Annotated in this window: 19 protein-coding genes, 1 tRNA gene and 1 riboswitch; of the genes, 8 read left to right on the forward strand and 12 right to left on the reverse strand. The window is 72.5% G+C overall.

Annotated features, from left to right (window positions below; genetic code table 11):
- Window positions 1-174 precede the first annotated feature (174 nt).
- The 3 genes from DEU32_RS03970 to DEU32_RS03980 all read right to left on the reverse strand — a co-directional run bounded on the left by DEU32_RS03970 (window position 175) and on the right by DEU32_RS03980 (window position 2,542).
- Window positions 175-1,515, reverse strand: coding sequence for an MFS transporter (locus DEU32_RS03970; RefSeq protein WP_309473779.1), 1,341 nt, complete (start codon window positions 1,513-1,515; stop codon window positions 175-177).
- A gap of 87 nt (window positions 1,516-1,602) precedes the next feature.
- Complete coding sequence (locus tag DEU32_RS03975; RefSeq protein ID WP_181819188.1) at window positions 1,603-2,022, reverse strand: MarR family winged helix-turn-helix transcriptional regulator; 420 nt, start codon at window positions 2,020-2,022, stop codon at window positions 1,603-1,605.
- 61 nt (window positions 2,023-2,083) lie between these two features.
- A complete protein-coding gene (locus tag DEU32_RS03980; protein WP_114849425.1) occupies window positions 2,084-2,542 on the reverse strand; it encodes a MarR family winged helix-turn-helix transcriptional regulator in 459 nt (152 codons plus the stop codon).
- A gap of 60 nt (window positions 2,543-2,602) precedes the next feature.
- Here DEU32_RS03980 and DEU32_RS03985 point away from each other — a divergent pair, with 60 nt between their 5' ends.
- Entirely contained in the window at window positions 2,603-3,475 is an 873-nt protein-coding gene (locus DEU32_RS03985; RefSeq protein ID WP_114849426.1) for an NAD(P)H-binding protein, read from the forward strand.
- A gap of 39 nt (window positions 3,476-3,514) precedes the next feature.
- Here the strand turns inward: DEU32_RS03985 and DEU32_RS03990 are convergent, their stop codons facing one another.
- The gene (locus tag DEU32_RS03990; protein ID WP_114849427.1) at window positions 3,515-3,991 is read right to left on the reverse strand and encodes a DUF2017 family protein; all 477 of its coding nucleotides are present in this window, start codon (window positions 3,989-3,991) and stop codon (window positions 3,515-3,517) included.
- Window positions 3,988-4,287 (reverse strand): ATP-dependent Clp protease adapter ClpS, encoded by a 300-nt coding sequence (gene clpS, locus DEU32_RS03995; RefSeq protein WP_114849428.1) that lies wholly within the window; start codon window positions 4,285-4,287, stop codon window positions 3,988-3,990. The genes DEU32_RS03990 and clpS overlap by 4 nt, the downstream gene beginning before the upstream one ends.
- Window positions 4,288-4,324: 37 nt before the next feature.
- Window positions 4,325-4,410: riboswitch (ZMP/ZTP riboswitch) on the forward strand.
- Between the two features lie 59 nt (window positions 4,411-4,469).
- Here clpS and glyA point away from each other — a divergent pair.
- Together glyA and DEU32_RS04005 are read left to right on the forward strand one after the other, a co-directional pair.
- Window positions 4,470-5,753, forward strand: a complete 1,284-nt coding sequence (gene glyA, locus DEU32_RS04000; RefSeq protein WP_309473780.1) for a serine hydroxymethyltransferase — start codon at window positions 4,470-4,472, stop codon at window positions 5,751-5,753.
- 26 nt (window positions 5,754-5,779) lie between these two features.
- Window positions 5,780-6,682 (forward strand): tetrahydrofolate dehydrogenase/cyclohydrolase catalytic domain-containing protein, encoded by a 903-nt coding sequence (locus DEU32_RS04005; protein ID WP_114849554.1) that lies wholly within the window; start codon window positions 5,780-5,782, stop codon window positions 6,680-6,682.
- 276 nt (window positions 6,683-6,958) lie between these two features.
- Here the strand turns inward: DEU32_RS04005 and galK are convergent, their stop codons facing one another.
- Both galK and galT read right to left on the reverse strand, forming a co-directional pair.
- Window positions 6,959-8,095 carry a galactokinase gene (gene galK, locus DEU32_RS04010; protein WP_114849429.1) on the reverse strand — a complete coding sequence of 379 codons (1,137 nt, stop codon included), beginning with the start codon at window positions 8,093-8,095 and terminating at the stop codon, window positions 6,959-6,961.
- Window positions 8,092-9,189: a galactose-1-phosphate uridylyltransferase gene (gene galT, locus DEU32_RS04015; protein WP_114849430.1), complete on the reverse strand. Its 1,098-nt coding sequence runs from the start codon at window positions 9,187-9,189 to the stop codon at window positions 8,092-8,094. Before galT ends, galK begins: the two co-directional genes overlap by 4 nt.
- A gap of 64 nt (window positions 9,190-9,253) precedes the next feature.
- On the opposite strand from galT, the gene DEU32_RS04020 reads away from it, so the two are divergent.
- Both DEU32_RS04020 and DEU32_RS04025 read left to right on the forward strand, forming a co-directional pair.
- Complete coding sequence (locus DEU32_RS04020; protein ID WP_114849431.1) at window positions 9,254-10,108, forward strand: DeoR/GlpR family DNA-binding transcription regulator; 855 nt, start codon at window positions 9,254-9,256, stop codon at window positions 10,106-10,108.
- Window positions 10,105-11,040 (forward strand): aldose 1-epimerase family protein, encoded by a 936-nt coding sequence (locus DEU32_RS04025; protein WP_114849432.1) that lies wholly within the window; start codon window positions 10,105-10,107, stop codon window positions 11,038-11,040. The genes DEU32_RS04020 and DEU32_RS04025 overlap by 4 nt, the downstream gene beginning before the upstream one ends.
- Window positions 11,041-11,124: 84 nt before the next feature.
- Here the strand turns inward: DEU32_RS04025 and DEU32_RS04030 are convergent, their stop codons facing one another.
- From DEU32_RS04030 to DEU32_RS17065, 4 genes are all read right to left on the reverse strand, one after another.
- Complete coding sequence (locus DEU32_RS04030; protein ID WP_114849433.1) at window positions 11,125-11,445, reverse strand: hypothetical protein; 321 nt, start codon at window positions 11,443-11,445, stop codon at window positions 11,125-11,127.
- Between the two features lie 176 nt (window positions 11,446-11,621).
- Window positions 11,622-12,014, reverse strand: coding sequence for a hypothetical protein (locus DEU32_RS04035; RefSeq protein ID WP_114849434.1), 393 nt, complete (start codon window positions 12,012-12,014; stop codon window positions 11,622-11,624).
- Window positions 12,015-12,247: 233 nt separating this feature from the next.
- Window positions 12,248-12,323 (reverse strand) — tRNA-Lys (locus DEU32_RS04040).
- Between the two features lie 56 nt (window positions 12,324-12,379).
- Window positions 12,380-12,541, reverse strand: a complete 162-nt coding sequence (locus DEU32_RS17065) for a hypothetical protein (RefSeq protein ID WP_167510153.1) — start codon at window positions 12,539-12,541, stop codon at window positions 12,380-12,382.
- Between the two features lie 127 nt (window positions 12,542-12,668).
- Between DEU32_RS17065 and DEU32_RS04045 the strand changes: the two genes are divergently transcribed.
- The 3 genes from DEU32_RS04045 (at window position 12,669) to DEU32_RS04055 (ending at window position 15,333) form a co-directional block, all read left to right on the forward strand.
- The gene (locus tag DEU32_RS04045; RefSeq protein ID WP_114849555.1) at window positions 12,669-13,298 is read left to right on the forward strand and encodes a DNA-directed RNA polymerase subunit beta; all 630 of its coding nucleotides are present in this window, start codon (window positions 12,669-12,671) and stop codon (window positions 13,296-13,298) included.
- 542 nt (window positions 13,299-13,840) lie between these two features.
- Window positions 13,841-14,440: an ECF RNA polymerase sigma factor SigK gene (sigK, locus tag DEU32_RS04050; RefSeq protein ID WP_114849435.1), complete on the forward strand. Its 600-nt coding sequence runs from the start codon at window positions 13,841-13,843 to the stop codon at window positions 14,438-14,440.
- Entirely contained in the window at window positions 14,437-15,333 is an 897-nt protein-coding gene (locus tag DEU32_RS04055) for an anti-sigma factor domain-containing protein (RefSeq protein WP_114849436.1), read from the forward strand. Before sigK ends, DEU32_RS04055 begins: the two co-directional genes overlap by 4 nt.
- Before the next feature lie 159 nt (window positions 15,334-15,492).
- On the opposite strand, the gene pstB is transcribed toward DEU32_RS04055, so the two are convergent.
- Window positions 15,493-16,272, reverse strand: coding sequence for a phosphate ABC transporter ATP-binding protein PstB (gene pstB, locus DEU32_RS04060; protein ID WP_114849437.1), 780 nt, complete (start codon window positions 16,270-16,272; stop codon window positions 15,493-15,495).
- Between the last annotated feature and the right edge of the window lies 1 nt (window position 16,273).

Consider the following 16,273-nt stretch of genomic DNA (forward strand, 5'->3'; position numbering starts at 1 on the left):
GCGCCCGGGACACCGGGTCTGCCCGCCCCGGGATGGAGCAGGAAACGTCGGCTCGGTGCTGCGGACCCGACGTCTTCTGCTCCATCACGGCCGCCGCGCAGCCCAGCCGCCCCAGCCGCCGCCACCGCCGCGGACTGACGGGAGGCCCGTGGTCCGTCCGCCCCGCCGCCCCGGTCAGCGCGTGGTCGCCCGGGCGAGCGCCCGGTCGGCGAGCGTCAGCACGCTGAGGAGCACGCCGACGCCGAGCATCACCCACGCCAGCACGTGCAGGTCCGGCGTGGTGGGCGCCTGCCCGAACACGCCACCGATCAGCGAGGACGCCGCGATCGCGCCGATGTAGATGCTGGTCCGCGACAGCCCGGCGGCCGTCCCGATGTACTCCGACGGCACGACCTTGTACAGCGCCGCCTGGTTCGACACGGACGCCAGGGCCTGCGGCACCCCGAACAGTGCCGGCACCACGAGCAGCAGCACGAGGGGCGACCCGGCGTGCAGGAGCAGCAGGAGCCCGGCACCGAGCAGGGGGGTGAGCGCCGCGACGACGAGGGGCCCGCGGATCGCGGTCTTGCGGGCGACGAGGAACGACACGACCCCGGCGACGACCGCGGCGGGCAGCTGCAGGTACCCGGCGACGTCGCTCGGGTAGCCCGCCACGTCCTGCACCCACTGCGAGAACCCGTAGGTCATCGTGTAGGCGAGCAGGTAGGTCAGGAACAGCCGCGCGTAGGTCCGGGACAGCGCGCCGTTCCGGACGAGCAGCCGGACGTCGACGAACGGCTGCGCCGCCCGGAGCTCCCACCGGACCAGGGCGACGACGAGCACGACCGCCACCGCGAGCAGCCACCAGAGCCCGGCGGCCAGGTCGAGCAGGAACACGAGCAGGGCCGAGACCGCGCCGGTCATCAGCAGCATGCCGACCGGGTCGAGCGCCGTGCGGACCGGCACGCGGTCGGTGTCCTGCGGGCGGAGCCGGTCGGAGGGCAGCCACATCGCCGCGACGACGATCCCGAAGACCGCCAGGGGGACGTTCACCAGGAAGATCGCGTGCCACCCGAACAGCGCGATGAGCGCACCGCCGAGGGGTGGTCCGGCGGCGGCGGACACGAGCGAGGTGATCGACAGCGCGCCGAGCACGAGGGACGGTGCGGGCTTCCCGATCCGTGCGGAGTGCTGGCGCAGCGTGGTGAGCGCCGCCGGGTACGCCGACGAGGTGCCGATGCCGATGAGCACGCGCGCGGTGACCGCACCGCCGAACCCGGTCAGGACCTCGGGCACGACCCCGGCGACGCCGACGACGACGAGCCCCGTCAGGAAGACCTTCTTCGGCCCGAACCGGTCGGCCAGCTTCCCCATCGTGGGCTGAGCGACCGCGCTCGCCAGGTACAGCGCGGCGACGAGCCAGATCGCCTGCGACGCCCCGATGCCGAGGTCCCGCGAGATCGGCGCGAGGGCGACGGAGACCATCGTCGTGTTGATCGGGTTGAGGAGCGGCCCGACCAGGACCGGGATCAGCAGCTTCGGGCCGAAGCCGCTGCCGCCGTCCGGGGACGCGACGGTAGGCGTGGGGGAGGTCGAGGTGGACGTGGTGGGGCTTCTTCCGGGTCAGGCTTCGGTGAGCGGGGTGAGGATCTCGAGCGCGCGGGCGACGGTCCGGCGGTCGTCCTCCGGCAGTGCTGCGAGCCGGTCGGCGAGCACGCGGGTGCGCGTGGCCCAGGCGTCCTCGCGGGCGCGGGAGCCGGTGTCCGTCGTGCGGACGAGCGTCCGACGGCCGTCGTCCGGGTCCGGTCGGCGCTCGACCAGTCCGAGGTCGACGAGTGCCTGGACGGTCGCGCCCATGGACTGCGGTCGGACGCCCTCGGCACGGGCGAGGTCGGCGACGGTGGACTCACCGTGGCGCAGCAGCCGGCCGAGCGCGGCGGTCTGCGAGGCGGTCACCTCGTCGGCCTTGCCGGTGAGCAAGGTCCGCCGGATCCGTCCGTGCAGGGTGAGCAGGTCGCCGGCGAGCTCCTCGGATGATTCCACACCGGAACGGTACTCCTCCCGCAGGAGAACTTGCAAGGCTACCTTGCAGTCCTGTCGGGGCTCAGGCGAGTCCGTCCGCCCGTCCGCTGACCGTCCCGTCGGTCGTGAAGGGGCGCAGGGCGCGCGCCACCGACTCGCCGCCGTCGGGGAACCACGTGTTGCTGGCCAGGACGCGTGGCCAGGCCGCGGCGAGCAGCTCGCGTCCGGCGTCCGTCAGGTGCAGCCGGGAGGCTCGTCCCCGACCGGGTGCAGCACCGCGCGCCACGAGTCTCCGCGTCGCGAGCGACTCGACCAGGCTGCCCATGCTCTGCGCGCGGACCCCCACCGCCCGCGCGAGCTCGGCCTGGTTGAGCTCGTCGGCGGCGGCGAGCTGCACGAGTGCGCCGAAGCCGACGGGGGTCAGGCCGAGGGGCGCGAGTTCCTCGTCGAGGCGGCGGGCGAGCTCGCGCGCGGCACGGACGACCGTCCACGCGGCGATCGCGTCCACGTCGTCGTGGGTCACCGAGAAGTCGCTGGACACGCACCGATGGTACCGGCGTACCGTCGAGTAACAGGAAACTGATACAAAAGGAGGAGCACCGTGACCGAGACCATCGCCATCACCGGGGTCACCGGCGACGTCGGCGGGAAGACCCTCGAGCTGCTGCACGCCGAGGGTGTCCAGGTTCGCGCCGTCGTCCGCCGTCAGGACCAGGCCGAGCGGCTCCGTGCACGGGGCGTCGACGCGCGGCTCGCGGACCTCGACGACCTCGACGCCCTGACCCGGGCGCTCGACGGCGTCGACCGGTTCTTCCTCGTCACCCCGGTCAGCGAGCGGCAGGCCGAGCAGGGGGCGACCGGCGTCAGGGCGGCCCAGCGCGCGGGGGTCCCGCGGGTCGTGCACCTGTCCGGGGGCGACGCCGCCGAGCACTCGCCGATGCCCTGGGCCGCCGCGGCCTGGCGCACGGACCGGCTGCTCCGCGCGAGCGGGACGGCGTGGACGATCCTGCACCCGTCGGCCTTCATGACGAACCTGCTGCCCTCCGCGCCGGCGATCCGTCGCGGCTGGTTCCCGCACACCACGGGCCGCGGCCGCGCCGGGTGGATCGACACCGCCGACATCGCCCGCACGGCCGCGACCGTGCTCACCTCCGACGGGCACGACGGCACCGAACCGGTGCTCACCGGACCGGCGTCCCTCGACGCGCACGGCATCGCCGACGAGCTGACCGCCGGCCTCGGGCGACGCGTCCGGCCGCTGCACCTGCCGAGCCGCGTGTACCGCGCCGTGGTCCGCGCCGGCGGTGTGCCCGCCTGGCAGGCCGAGGGCCTCCGCCAGCAGTTCGGGCGGGTGCTCCGACGCAGCCTCGACGGCGTCGACGTGATGCGCGACGACGTCGCCCGGATCACCGGGACCGCGCCGCGCCCGCTCCGGGCGTGGGCGGCCGACCACCGCGACGACCTGCTCGGGTGAGGTGCGGGGCGGACGTGCCCCGTGCCTCCCGGCCGGTCGTCAGCGCGCGGACGTGAGCGTCGCGACCAGGTGTTCCTGCACGAACCCGAGCCAGTCGTAGACGTCCCGCAGACCGACACCGGCGTCGCCGGTGTACGACGACTCCTCGGTCGCGGCGTCGACGATGCCGAGCCGCTCCGCGATCGTGAGCCGCAGGTCGGTCAGGCAGCGGAGCCAGGCCTGCTCGTCCTCCTGGGTGAGCACGCCGTCCCGCGCCCCGGTCGCCCACGCCAGGACGACCCCGGCGTTCGTGGTCTTCTGCGCCAGCAGGTCCGACCGCGTGTACTGCGCGAACTCGGCGCTCGCCTCGGGGTCCTGCGGGTAGGCGTCCGGGAACATCCGCGACGCGACCGGGTCGTCCGTCAGGTCGCCGTCGAGCACCTGCTGCAGCTGCTCCGTCAGGCTCGCGAGCAGGGCGCGCTCGCCGGAGGACAGGCCGAGGTGCACGCCGTCCCGCCGCCGCACGAACGGGATCACGCGTCCGCTCCCGGCGCCCGCTCGACCGTGGCCTGCAGGCCGAAGCCGTGCAGCGCCTCGACGTGGCGCTCCATCGCCTCGCGCGCGCCGCTCGCGACGATCGCCCGCCCGTCGACGTGCACCTGGCGCATCAGGTGGTCCGCGCGGTCGTGGCTGAAGCCGAAGTAGCTCTGGAAGACGTACGTCACGTAGGACATGAGGTTGACCGGGTCGTCCCACACCACCGTCGTCCACGGCACGTCGTACCGGGCGCGGAGATCGGTGCGTTCGTCGAGCTCCGGGCTGCTCAGGGTCATGCGACAAGGGTGACACGAACCGACCGGCTCGGTACGATCGACGGGTCGCGACTGGCGTTGGATGGGTCACCATCGGGGAGCGACACCTGACACGGAGCGCGGCCGTACGCCTGGGCCGCGCCCACCAGTCCACCTCGTCGTGCACGCGCGCGACGGAACAGACAACGAGGAGTCCCGTGTCCATCACCGATCTGCCCGCTGCGTCCACGCAGTCGACGTTCAACGCCCCGCTCAGCGCGGTCGATCCCGAGATCGCCAAGGTGCTCGAGCAGGAGCTCGGCCGCCAGCGCGACACCCTCGAGATGATCGCGTCCGAGAACTTCGTCCCGCGCGCCGTGCTCGAGTCGCAGGGGTCCGTCCTGACGAACAAGTACGCCGAGGGCTACCCGGGCAAGCGCTACTACGGCGGCTGCGAGTTCGTCGACGTCGCCGAGCAGCTCGCCATCGACCGGGCGAAGGCCCTGTTCGGCGCCGCGTACGCGAACGTCCAGCCGCACTCCGGCGCCAGCGCGAACGCCGCGGTCCTGCACGCCATCGCCTCCGCCGGGGACACCATCCTGGGCCTCGAGCTCGCCCACGGCGGTCACCTGACCCACGGCATGAAGCTCAACTTCTCCGGCCGCATCTACAACGCCGTGTCGTACGGCGTCGACCCGGAGACGTTCGAGGTCGACTACGACGACATCCGCGCCAAGGCCGTCGAGCACCAGCCCAAGGTGCTCATCGCCGGCTGGTCGGCCTACCCCCGCCAGCTCGACTTCGCGAAGTTCCGCGAGATCGCGGACGAGGTCGGCGCGATCCTCTGGGTGGACATGGCGCACTTCGCGGGCCTCGTCGCCGCGGGCCTGCACCCGTCGCCCCTGCCGCACGCCCACGTCGTGTCGTCGACCGTGCACAAGACCCTCGCCGGTCCGCGCTCGGGCATCATCCTGTCCAACGACGAGTCGCTCTTCAAGAAGCTCAACTCGGCCGTGTTCCCGGGCCAGCAGGGCGGTCCGCTCATGCACGTGATCGCCGCCAAGGCCACCGCGTTCCTGCTCGCCGCGCAGCCCGAGTTCAAGGACCGCCAGGAGCGCACCCTCCGCGGTGCCCGTCTGCTGGCGGACCGCCTCACGCAGGCCGACGCGAAGGCCGCCGGCATCGACGTCCTCACCGGCGGCACCGACGTGCACCTGGTGCTCGTCGACCTGCGCGAGTCCGAGGTCGACGGCAAGCAGGCCGAGGACCTGCTGCACCAGGTCGGCATCACCGTGAACCGCAACTCCGTGCCGTTCGACCCGCGCCCGCCGATGGTCACCTCCGGTGTCCGGATCGGCACCCCGGCGCTGGCGACCCGCGGGTTCGGCGACGCCGAGTTCACCGAGGTCGCCGACATCATCGCGCTGACGCTCATGCCGAACCCGGACATCGCGGCGCTCTCGGCCCGGGTGAAGGCGCTGGCCGACGCGTTCCCGCTGTACGCGTGAGCGCCGCCGTGGCGGACCTGCCGCGGGTGCGCTGGGCGGGAGAGGGCAGCGCCGTCCGCATCGACGGCACCGCCCTCGCCGCCCGCACGCTCGACGACCTGAAGGTCCGCATCGACCGGCTGCACGACCACGGGTTCCGGCCCGGTCTCGGCACGATCATGGTCGGCCAGAACCCGGGCTCGGTGTCGTACGTCGCCGGCAAGCACAAGGACTCGGCGCAGATCGGGCTCGACTCGGTCCGCATCGACCTGCCCTCGTCCGCGAGTGCCGCCGACATCCGGGCGGCGATCCTGCAGATGAACGACGACCCCCGGGTCACGGCGTTCATCGTGCAGCTCCCGCTGCCGCAGGGCATCGACCCGATCCCGATGCTCGAGCTGATGAACCCGGCGAAGGACGCCGACGGTTTGCACCCGACGAACCTCGGGGAGCTCGTCCTCGCGGTCCCCGGCGGTGCGGGCACGATCGACGCCCCGCTACCGTGCACTCCGCGCGGCATCGTCGCGATGCTCGAGGCCTACGACGTCCCGATCCGGGGTCAGCACGTCACGATCATCGGGCAGGGGCTCACCGTCGGCCGCCCGCTCGGGCTGCTGCTCACCCGGCTCGAGGCCACGGCCACGCTGACGCACTCGCTGACCGAGGACGTCGCCGCCGAGTGCCGTCGCGCGGACATCATCGTCGCCGCGGCCGGGGTCGCCCGGCTCGTCCAGCCGGACTGGGTGCAGCCCGGGGCGGCCGTGATCGACGTGGGCATCAGCCGCATCGTGGACCAGGACACGGGCAAGGCGAAGCTGCACGGCGACGTCGACCCCGCGGTGGCGTCCGTCGCGGGGTTCCTCTCGCCGACACCGGGCGGCGTCGGGCCGATGACCCGGGCGATGCTCATGAAGAACGTCGTCGAGGCCGCCGAGCGCCACCTGCACTAGACGAGCGCCACCTGCACTGGCCGAGCGCGTGCCGCGGGCGGCCGGCCCGCCGCCGGCCCGCTGCTTCTTCGCCGAAGCGACAGATCGCCGTGGGATGTCCGCGGCGATCTGTCGCTCTCGCGGGCTGGTCGCGGCCGACCGACGGACGGGAGGCGCGGCTGGGGCCCGCCACGCGCCTCCCGTTCAGCGGGTGGCGGCCCCAGAGCCGTTCGCACAACAGGAAGCAGCTCGCGCCGTGGAGATCCGTGGCGCGAGCTGCTTCTGGTTCCGCGGCGCTCAGTCGCGCCGGGCGCCCTGCGCCGCGTGCACCGTGAACACGTTCGGCTCGCGGTACCCGGCCGCGGCGAAGGCGGACGTGACGGCGTCCGTGATCGTGCCACAGGCCTCACGGTCGACCAGCGCGATCGCCGCACCGCCGAAGCCGCCACCGGTCATCCGCGCGCCGACCGCGCCGTGCGCCATCGCGGTCTCGACCGCCAGGTCGAGCTCCGGCACCGAGATCTCGAAGTCGTCGCGCATCGACTCGTGCGAGGCGACGAGCAGCGACCCGATCGCCCGCGGTCCCTGCTCGCGCAGCGTGCGCACCGTGTCGAGGACGCGCTGGTCCTCGGTCACGATGTGGCGGACGCGACGGAAGGTCTCGTCGTCGAGCAGCTCCTGCGCCCGGGGAAGGTCGTCGACGGACACGTCGCGCAGCGCCTCGACGCCCATCGCCGCCGCGCCGCGCTCGCACGAGTCGCGCCGGGCCTTGTAGCCGCCGGTGGCGTGCGCGTGCTCCACGCGGGTGTCGATCACCAGGACCTCGAGGTCGTTCGACTCGAGCGCCAGGTCCACCACGGCGGTGTCGAGCGTCCGGCAGTCCAGGAACACGACCGCGTCCTGCTCGCCGAGGAGCGACGCCGACTGGTCCATGATCCCCGTCGGCGCACCGACGGCGTGGTTCTCGGAGTACTGCCCGACGCGGGCCAGCTGCTTGCGCGAGAGGCCGAGGTCCCACAGGTCGGTGAACGCCAGCGCCACGGCGCACTCGATCGCGGCGCTCGACGACAGGCCCGCGCCGACGGGGACGTCCGACTCGATGAAGACGTCGAAGCCGGACTTGCCGGACAGGTCCGCCCCGGCCTGCTCGCACAGCGCCCACGCGATGCCGAAGACGTACGCCGACCAGCCGCTCATGCGGGAGGGGTCGAGTTCGTCGAGGGAGAGCTCGTGCACGGCGTCGGGCTCGAACGCCGACGCGACCCGGAGCAGACGGTCGTCCCGCTGCCCGATCGACGCGACGGTCCGCCGGTCGATCGCGAAGGGCAGGACGTACCCGTCGTTGTAGTCGGTGTGCTCGCCGATCAGGTTGACCCGACCCGGCGCGGAGTACCGCACCGACGGCTCGTACCCGTAGACCTGCTGGAACGTCATGCGCGTTCGATCCCTCCTCGGATGAACTCGGCCGCCTTCTCGGGCACGAGGTCCCCGATCCAGGCGCCCATGGCGGCTTCGCTGCCGGCCAGGAACTTCAACTTGTCCGCCGCCCGACGCGGCGAGGTGATCTGGAGCATCAGGCGCACGGTGTCGCGCGCGACGTGCACCGGCGCCTGGTGCCAGGCGGCGATGTACGGCGTGGGGGTGTCGTACAGCGCGTCGAGTCCGCGGGTCAGCCGCAGGTGCATCGACGCGAGCTCGTCCTTCTCGGCGTCGGTCAGCCCGGCGAAGTCCGGCACGTGCCGGTGCGGGAGCATGTGGACCTCGATCGGCCAGCGCGCGGCGAACGGCACGAACGCCGTGAAGTGCTCGCCCTGCAGCACGACGCGATCCGAGCTCCGCTCGTTCGCCAGGTGCTGCTCGAACAGGTCCGGACCGAAGCGCTCGATCGACGCGAGCAGGCGCTGCGTGCGCGGGGTGACGTACGGGTACGAGTAGATCTGCCCGTGCGGGTGGTGCAGCGTGACGCCGATCGCCTCGCCGCGGTTCTCGAACGGGAACACCTGCTGGATGCCGGGCAGGGCCGAGAGTGCGGCGGTGCGGTCCGCCCACGCCTCGACCACGGTGCGGGCACGCGACTCGGAGATGGATGCGAACGAGCCGCTCGTCTCGGGGGAGAAGCACACGACCTCGCACCGCCCGACCGACCGCAGCTGGCGGTTCAGGCCGACGTCGGACAGCGACTCGAGCGACTCGGGGGCGTCCTCGGCCTCGAGCAGCGGCCCGAACGACGGCGACCGGTTCTCGAACACCGCGACGTCGTACCGGCTCGGGATCTCGGAGGGGTTGGCGGCCGTCTGCGGCGCGAGCGGGTCCTGGTCGGCGGGCGGCAGGAACACTCGGTTCTGCCGGCTCGCCGCGATCGACACCCACTCGCCCGTCAGGACGTCCTGCCGCATCCGCGCGGTCTCGGGTCGGGGGTCGAGGACACGCTCGTCGATGCTGCGCTCGGCGGGCAGCTGCGTGTCGGCGTCGTCGAAGTAGATGAGCTCGCGGCCGTCGGCGAGCGTCGTCACGCGCTTGGTGATCACCGGACGAGCCTAGCGCCTCCGCGAAGCGTTGCGAAAGTCTCCGTAAGTGCGCGAAACTGCAACCGTGAGCGCTGACGATCTGTCCTTCCTCGCCGGCGCCCTCCCGGCACCCCTGCGGCAGGACCGCATCGTCTCCATCGTCGAGGGCGCGCCCGGACTCGTCCGGACCGCCGCCCTGGCCGCGGCCCTGGGCACGAGTGAGGTGACGGTCCGCCAGGACCTCGCCACGCTCGAACTGGAGGCACGGATCCGGCGGGTGCGCGGCGGTGCCGTCCGCCTCGGGGTCACCTCCGGCGAGCGGCCCCTCGAGGAGACCGCGGTCGAGCACCAGGTCGAGAAGGCGGCCATCGGCCGCGCGGCGGCCGACCTCGTCCGCTCCGGCCAGTGCGTCGTGCTCGACGTCGGCACGACCCCGGCTGCGGTGGCGACGGCGCTCGTGGCGCGGGCGGACCTGGCCGACCTGACGATCGTGACGAACTCGCTCACCACGGCCCTCACGCTCGAACCCGCCGTGCCGCGGTTCACCGTCGTCGTCACCGGCGGGACCCTGCGGCCGCTCCAGCACTCGCTCGTCGCGCCGTTCATGGGTGCCGTGCTGCCCGCGATCGCCGCCGACGTCGCGTTCATCGGCGGCACCGGGCTCGACGTCGAGCACGGTCTGACGAACGTCAACCTGCCGGAGACCGAGGCGAAGCGGATGCTCGCCGCGACGGCCCGGCGTACCGTCGTGGTGGCGGACGGCTCGAAGTTCGGCCGGGTACACCTCGGTGTCGTCCGTCCGCTCCAGGACATCGACGTCGTCGTCACCGCCGGCACCACGGCGGACGCGGTCGCCCCGATCCGGGCGGCGGGCGTCCGGGTCGTCGTCGCCGACGGGGACGGCACCGCAGCACCAGACGGAAGGAAGGCGACCGCATGACCGCAGCAGCACCCACCGGGGGGCAGTACCACCTCCGTCACGCCGGACAGGACGGGGTCGTCGAGGCCGTCGTCACCGAGGTCGCCGCGGGCATCCGCGAGCTCCGGGTCGCTGGCTTCGACCTGACCGAGCCCTTCCCCGTCACCTCGGCCCCGCCCGGCGCGGACGGCATCGTGCTCGTGCCGTGGCCGAACCGGGTCGCCGGCGCCGTGTGGGAGCTCGACGGGAAGCGGCAGCAACTCGACGTCTCGGAGCCGAAGTACGGCAACGCCTCGCACGGCCTGCTCCGGTTCTCGCCGTACCGCGTCGTCTCGCAGACCGAGTCGGCGATCGAGCAGCAGGCCACGGTCCACCCGCAGCACGGCTGGCCCTTCACGCTCGAGACCCGCGTGCACCACGAGCTCGTCGACGACGGCATCCGGGTGACGCACACGATCGTCAACCGCTCGGGCGTCCGGGTGCCGTTCGCGGTGGGGGCCCACCCGTACCTGCGCGCGGGCGACACCCCCGCCGAGGACCTCGTCGTGACGCTGGACGCCGCGACCGCCTTCACGGTGGACGCGCAGAAGATCCCGGACGGCACCGTCGCCGTCGAGGGCACGCCGTACGACCTGCGCGCCGGGGTGCGGGCCGGGGACGCCGACCTCGACACCGCCTACCGGGACATCACCCCGGACCAGGACGGCGTCCGCCGCACCGCGTTGCACGGCCCCGAGGGCGACGGGGTCGAGCTGTGGCAGGACGCCTCGTTCCCCTACGTCCAGGTGTTCACCTCGCGCGAGTTCCCCCGCGGCGACGGCACCGGGCTCGCGGTCGCGGTCGAGCCGATGACCGCGCCGGCGAACGCCCTCAACTCGGGCGAGGGGCTGCGCTGGCTCGAGCCGGACGAGTCGTGGACCGGTACCTGGGGCATCCGCCGCGTCTGGTCCTGACGGCGCGGGCGGGCCAGCGCAGACGCGGACGACGAAGGCCGCCCCGGCGGGGGCGGCCTTCGTCGCGTCGTCGTGGGTGGCGCGTCAGGCGCGGCGCATCCGGAGCGCCTCGACCGCCAGAGCCTCGGTGCCGTACCGGCCGACCTCCTGCGCCCACGCGCGGTCGTCCCCGCGCAGTGCGACGTAGTCCTTGCGCTGTCGGCAGACGTAGCCGAGGACGGTCTGCGCGTTCGCGACCTCGATGAAGTCCTTGCGGATGTGGCGGGTGCTGACCTGCGCGTTGCGGCGCAGGGTGTCGAGCAGGAGCTGGTTGCTCATGCTGGTGTTCGTCGCTGCCGCGAGCTCGACGATGCGGCGCGCGTCACCGGTGGTGCTGGTCTGCGTGGCGTCGATGGGCTCGGTCACGGTGTACCCCGTTCGTTCTGTCGTGGTGCTGTGCTCCAGGATCCGCTGATCGGATCCGGGCACGACACTATCGGCGTCCCGCCAACAATCGGCTGAACGACGACTGAACTGTGCAGAGGACGCGCCATGAACACGCTGTGGACGCCTTGTACCCCGTCGCAGCCGCGCGCCAGCGCTCAGCGCAGCGTGATCTCCTCCACCGTCGCGGTCACGGTCTGCGGATCGGCGCTCGAGTACCGCGCCGCGCAGGACCACCGGACCGCCGTGCGCTGCCCGACCTCGTCGCGCTGGACCGAGGACGTGCCGGAGACGTCGAGCACGGTCGCTGCTGACGAGCTGTCCGACGCCTCCTGGACCCCGGAGCCGCGCGTGTCGACGACCTTCCAGGGCGTCTCGTCGTACTGGTCCCGCCACCAGGCGACGATCGCCGGCCCCATCCGCTGCTCGCACGCTGCCCGGGCGACCCCCTGCACGGCGTCGTCCGGCTGCGTGCACCCCGCCAGACCGACGGACGCCAGCACCCCGAGCGCGAGCGCGACGCCCGCAGCGGTGCGGATGCGCGTGACCACGGCACTCCTCGCGGGACGGGGTGGACGGTGACGGTGACGGTGTCGGGAGCACGTTGGGCCCCGTGGGGCTCGAACCCCGACCCTCGGATGTGAAGGCGGGGTCCAGGAGGGTGGTGGGCCCCGTGGGGCTCGAACCCACGACCCTCGGATGTGAAGGCGGGGTCCAGGAGGGTGGTGGGCCCCGTGGGGCTCGAACCCACGACCCTCGGATGTGAAGGCGGGGTCCAGGAGGGTGGTGGGCCCCGTGGGGCTCGAACCCACGACCCTCGGATTAAAAGTCCGGTGCTCTACCGACTGAGCTAGAGGCCCTCACCCGCAAGGCTAGCGCGTGAGGACCCCCTGCTCGGGAACGGACGGCGGACCGGTCAGCTGCGCCGACCGGTCAGGGTGCGCAGCAGCCACAGGACCAGCGCGACGACGAACAGGACGATGCCCACCCAGAGCAGGAACTTCAGGCTCGCGGTGAAGCCACCGACGAACAGCAGGATGACCGCGATCACGGCCAGGATGACGAGCAGGGCGTTCATGGATGGTCCTCTTTCCGACGTCCGACCAGGGGTACCTCCCCGCCGGAGCAAGGTACGCCGATCGACCCGGTTGCGTTCAGGGCGAACGGCACTCGTGGGCGTCACCGGCCGCGCCTACACTCTCCGGGTGCCTCGCGATCACCACCGTCCCGTCCACTTCACCGACCAGGAGTTCGCCGCGATCCAGGGCGGTGACGACCCGGCCGTGGTGAACCGCGTCGCGCACGAGACCGCGAACGCGCTGCTGCACCGTGTGCGGCAGGACCCGGACCCGGCGGTCGTCGAGCGCCTCGTGACCTACACGGATGTGCACGGCATCGACGCGATCGCGGAGCTGTGGGCACGGGTGGGCGCACACACCCTGCCGGGGGCGCTCTGGCGGATCTACCTGGTCCGCACGGTGATCCGGCAGAACCCCGAGGAGATCGCCTACTTCTTCCAGCGCGGCACGGAGCGGATCGGCACGATCGACCAAGCCGTCGCGGGTGCCGAACAGCCGACGGGCCCGGCCGAGATCCTGACCCTGGCGGACCGGATCCTGCACGGCCTGTACACGGGGGACCTCGCGGTCGCGCTCGACCGTGGTGCCGCGTTCTGCCGGCTGACGGCGGCCGGGGCGACCTCGGTGGCGGACGACGCCGACCTGACCGCCGACGACCGTTCGAGCGAGCTGACCCGGCGGGCGCTCCGCCTGACGGAGCTCGCGGCCGACCTGACCGAGGCGGCGGCGCTCTGGCGTCGCGACAGCCTGGACTGAGACCCGGCGGCACACCGACACGAGTCGCGGCGTCCGCGCCACACGGCGCCGGAACGGCCCCGGACAGCAGAAGACCGGGCCGCAGAAGCGCCTCTCGGCGCGAGGCCGCTCGAAGCGGCGAATTTTGGAGCCCGGGGCTTGCTGCGGCCCGGCGACACCGAGTCTACGAGAACCGTCCTGAGCACGAGGCCGTGTTCACTCTCGACGGACACGACCGCCACCCGGGCGTGCCCCGCACACCGGGACGGGCGACGCGTGCGCCGGAGCGGGAGCGCGACGACCGAGCGCTCCTCGAACTCCGGGCAATCCGCTCCGACGACCGCGCCGAACAGAGGGTGTGACGCTCCTCGCGGACGTCACGGCGGGGTCCGTGCGACCCGGTCCGGTACCCGCCGGTCAATTCCCTGCGGGCCGTGCGGCCCCGCTCACGAGCACGACCCGCCGCGAGGAACCCGACCAGACGACGATCCGCTCCCGCACCGGTCCCTGTGAAGCACCGGCACCGCGGGTCACGAACGCACCGAGAGGAGGCGAAACCTGCAATGCTTGCCCTCGTGGAACGCGACACGGAAGCCTGGAGCTCGGCCGAGCCCGCTCCCGCCTCGCCCGACGACATGCTCGCTCGTGTCGCCGACGGCGACCAGGCTGCCTTCTCCGAGCTGTACGACGCGCTTTCCGGACGGGTCCTCGGCCTCGTGACGCGGCTCCTCCGGGACCGTGCGCAGTCGGAAGAGGTCACGCAGGAGATCTTCCTCGAGGTGTGGCAGCAGGCTGCGCGCTTCGACCGGTCCCGGGGCACGGCGGCCAGCTGGGTCCTCACCATGGCGCACCGTCGCGCGGTCGACCGGGTCCGCGCCTCACAGTCCTCGCACGACCGCGACACCAAGATCGGCATCCGCGACCTCGAGTCCGGGTACGACCAGGTGTCCGAATCGGTCGAGATCCGCATCGAGCACGAGCGGGTCAGCCGGGCGCTCGGCAAGCTCACCGAGTTCCAGCGCCAGGCGGTGCAGCTCGCGTACTACGGCGGCTACTCGCACAGCGAGATGGCCGAACGGCTCGGTGTCCCGATCGGCACCGTCAAGACCCGTCTCCGTGACGGGATGATCCGACTCCGAGACGAGATGGGGGTGACGTCATGACCGAACACCACGACGACCCTGCCCTGCTCACCGGGTCGCACGCACTCGACGCCCTGTCGGACGAGGAGCGCGCGCTGCTCGACCACGCCCTGACCACCTCGCCGGCACTGCAGGCCGAGACCGACTCGCTGCGCGAGACCGCGCTGCAGCTCGCGTACGCCGTCGAGCCGATCGAGCCGCCCGCGTCGCTCAAGGCCTCACTGATGGCACAGATCGCGCGGACGCCGCAGGCAGACGCCGCTGCTCCGGCAGACGGTGCCGGCAGCGCGGCGGTCACCGCCGACGCACCCGTGGACGACCGGGAGGCACGGCCCACCCCCGTCACATCGGTGGACTCCGACTCGTCCGACGCCACGGACGCCCGGTTCGCAGGGGGCCGCGCCGCCGCCACGGCTCGCCGACGCTGGTTCCAGCGTCCGGCCGCCGCCCTCGGTGCCGCGGCTGCCGTCGCGGTCGTGTTCCTCGGTGTCGGCCTGGGCATCGGCGGTGTCGTCGGCACGGGTGAGCAGCCCGGCCCGGGCACCACGCAGGCGTCCGGCACGCTCGACTCGATCTACGCCGCGTCGGACTTCCAGCGGACCACCGCGAAGATGCCCGGCGGCGGATCGGCCACGGTCGTCTGGTCGCACGAGGTCGGCAAGTCCGCCGTCATCCTCGACGGCGTCCAGGAGGCACCGGCCGGCAAGACCTACGAGCTCTGGTACATCGGCTCCGAGGGCACGAAGGTCGTCCCGGCCGGACTGCTCGACGGCGCCCGTGACGGTGTCCACACCGCGGTCCTCGACGGCACGCTGAGCAAGGGCGACTCGATCGGCATGACCGTCGAGCCGGCCGGCGGTTCCGACCAGCCGACCTCGGCACCGGTCATGGCCGTGCCGACCACCCAGGCCTAGCGAGCTCGCAGGCCCGACTACCTCGCACGACGGAACCCCGGGACCGAGTCCCGGGGTTCCGTCGTGACCGGCGCGACCGTTCCCAGCGCAACCGAGGAGGCCCGGTGCGCGTCCGTGGCGGACGTGCACCGGGCCTCCAGGCCGTGTGTCAGGTGGGGATCACCCGAAGCGACCCGAGACGTAGTCCTCGGTCGCCTGCACCGACGGGTTCGAGAAGATCGTCGCGGTGTCGTCGTACTCGATGAGCTTGCCGGGCGCGCCCGTGCCCGCGATGTTGAAGAACGCGGTCTTGTCGCTGACACGCGACGCCTGCTGCATGTTGTGCGTCACGATCACGATCGTGAAGTCCTTCTTGAGCTCCTCGATGAGGTCCTCGATCGCGAGCGTCGAGATCGGGTCGAGCGCCGAGCACGGCTCGTCCATCAGGAGCACGTCGGGCTGCACCGCGATCGCACGGGCGATGCAGAGCCGCTGCTGCTGCCCACCGGACAGGCCCATGCCGGGCTTCTCGAGGCGGTCCTTGACCTCGTTCCACAGGTTCGCGCCCTGCAGGGAACGCTCGACGACCTCGTCGCCCTCCGACTTCGAGATCCGCTTGTTGTTGAGCTTCACCCCGGCCAGGACGTTGTCGCGGATCGACATCGTCGGGAACGGGTTCGGGCGCTGGAACACCATGCCGACCTGGCGGCGGACGAGCACGGGGTCGACCCCGGCGCCGTAGAGGTCGTCGCCGTCGACCTTGACCGAGCCCTCGACGTACGCACCGGGGATGACCTCGTGCATGCGGTTGAGCGTGCGGAGGAAGGTGGACTTGCCGCAGCCGGACGGACCGATGAACGCGGTCACGGTGCGGGGCTCGATCGTCATGTCGACGCCCTCGACCGCCTTGAACTTCGAGTAGTAGACGTTGAGGCCGTCGACCTCGATGCGCTTGGACACG

The sequence above is a fragment of the Curtobacterium sp. AG1037 genome, assembly GCF_003349855.1.
Classification (GTDB): Bacteria; Actinomycetota; Actinomycetes; order Actinomycetales; family Microbacteriaceae; genus Curtobacterium; species Curtobacterium citreum.

What these genes read in the sequence shown, in the direction of transcription:
- DEU32_RS17065 (WP_167510153.1), bottom strand. Translation starts at nt 12,541, where the DNA reads ATGAACGCCCTGCTCGTCATCCTGGCCGTGATCGCGGTCATCCTGCTG.
- galK (WP_114849429.1), bottom strand. Translation starts at nt 8,095, where the DNA reads ATGACGTTCCAGCAGGTCTACGGGTACGAGCCGTCGGTGCGGTACTCC.
- clpS (WP_114849428.1), bottom strand. Translation starts at nt 4,287, where the DNA reads ATGACCCTGAGCAGCCCGGAGCTCGACGAACGCACCGATCTCCGCGCC.
- DEU32_RS04055 (WP_114849436.1), top strand. Translation starts at nt 14,437, where the DNA reads ATGACCGAACACCACGACGACCCTGCCCTGCTCACCGGGTCGCACGCA.
- sigK (WP_114849435.1), top strand. Translation starts at nt 13,841, where the DNA reads ATGCTTGCCCTCGTGGAACGCGACACGGAAGCCTGGAGCTCGGCCGAG.
- DEU32_RS04025 (WP_114849432.1), top strand. Translation starts at nt 10,105, where the DNA reads ATGACCGCAGCAGCACCCACCGGGGGGCAGTACCACCTCCGTCACGCC.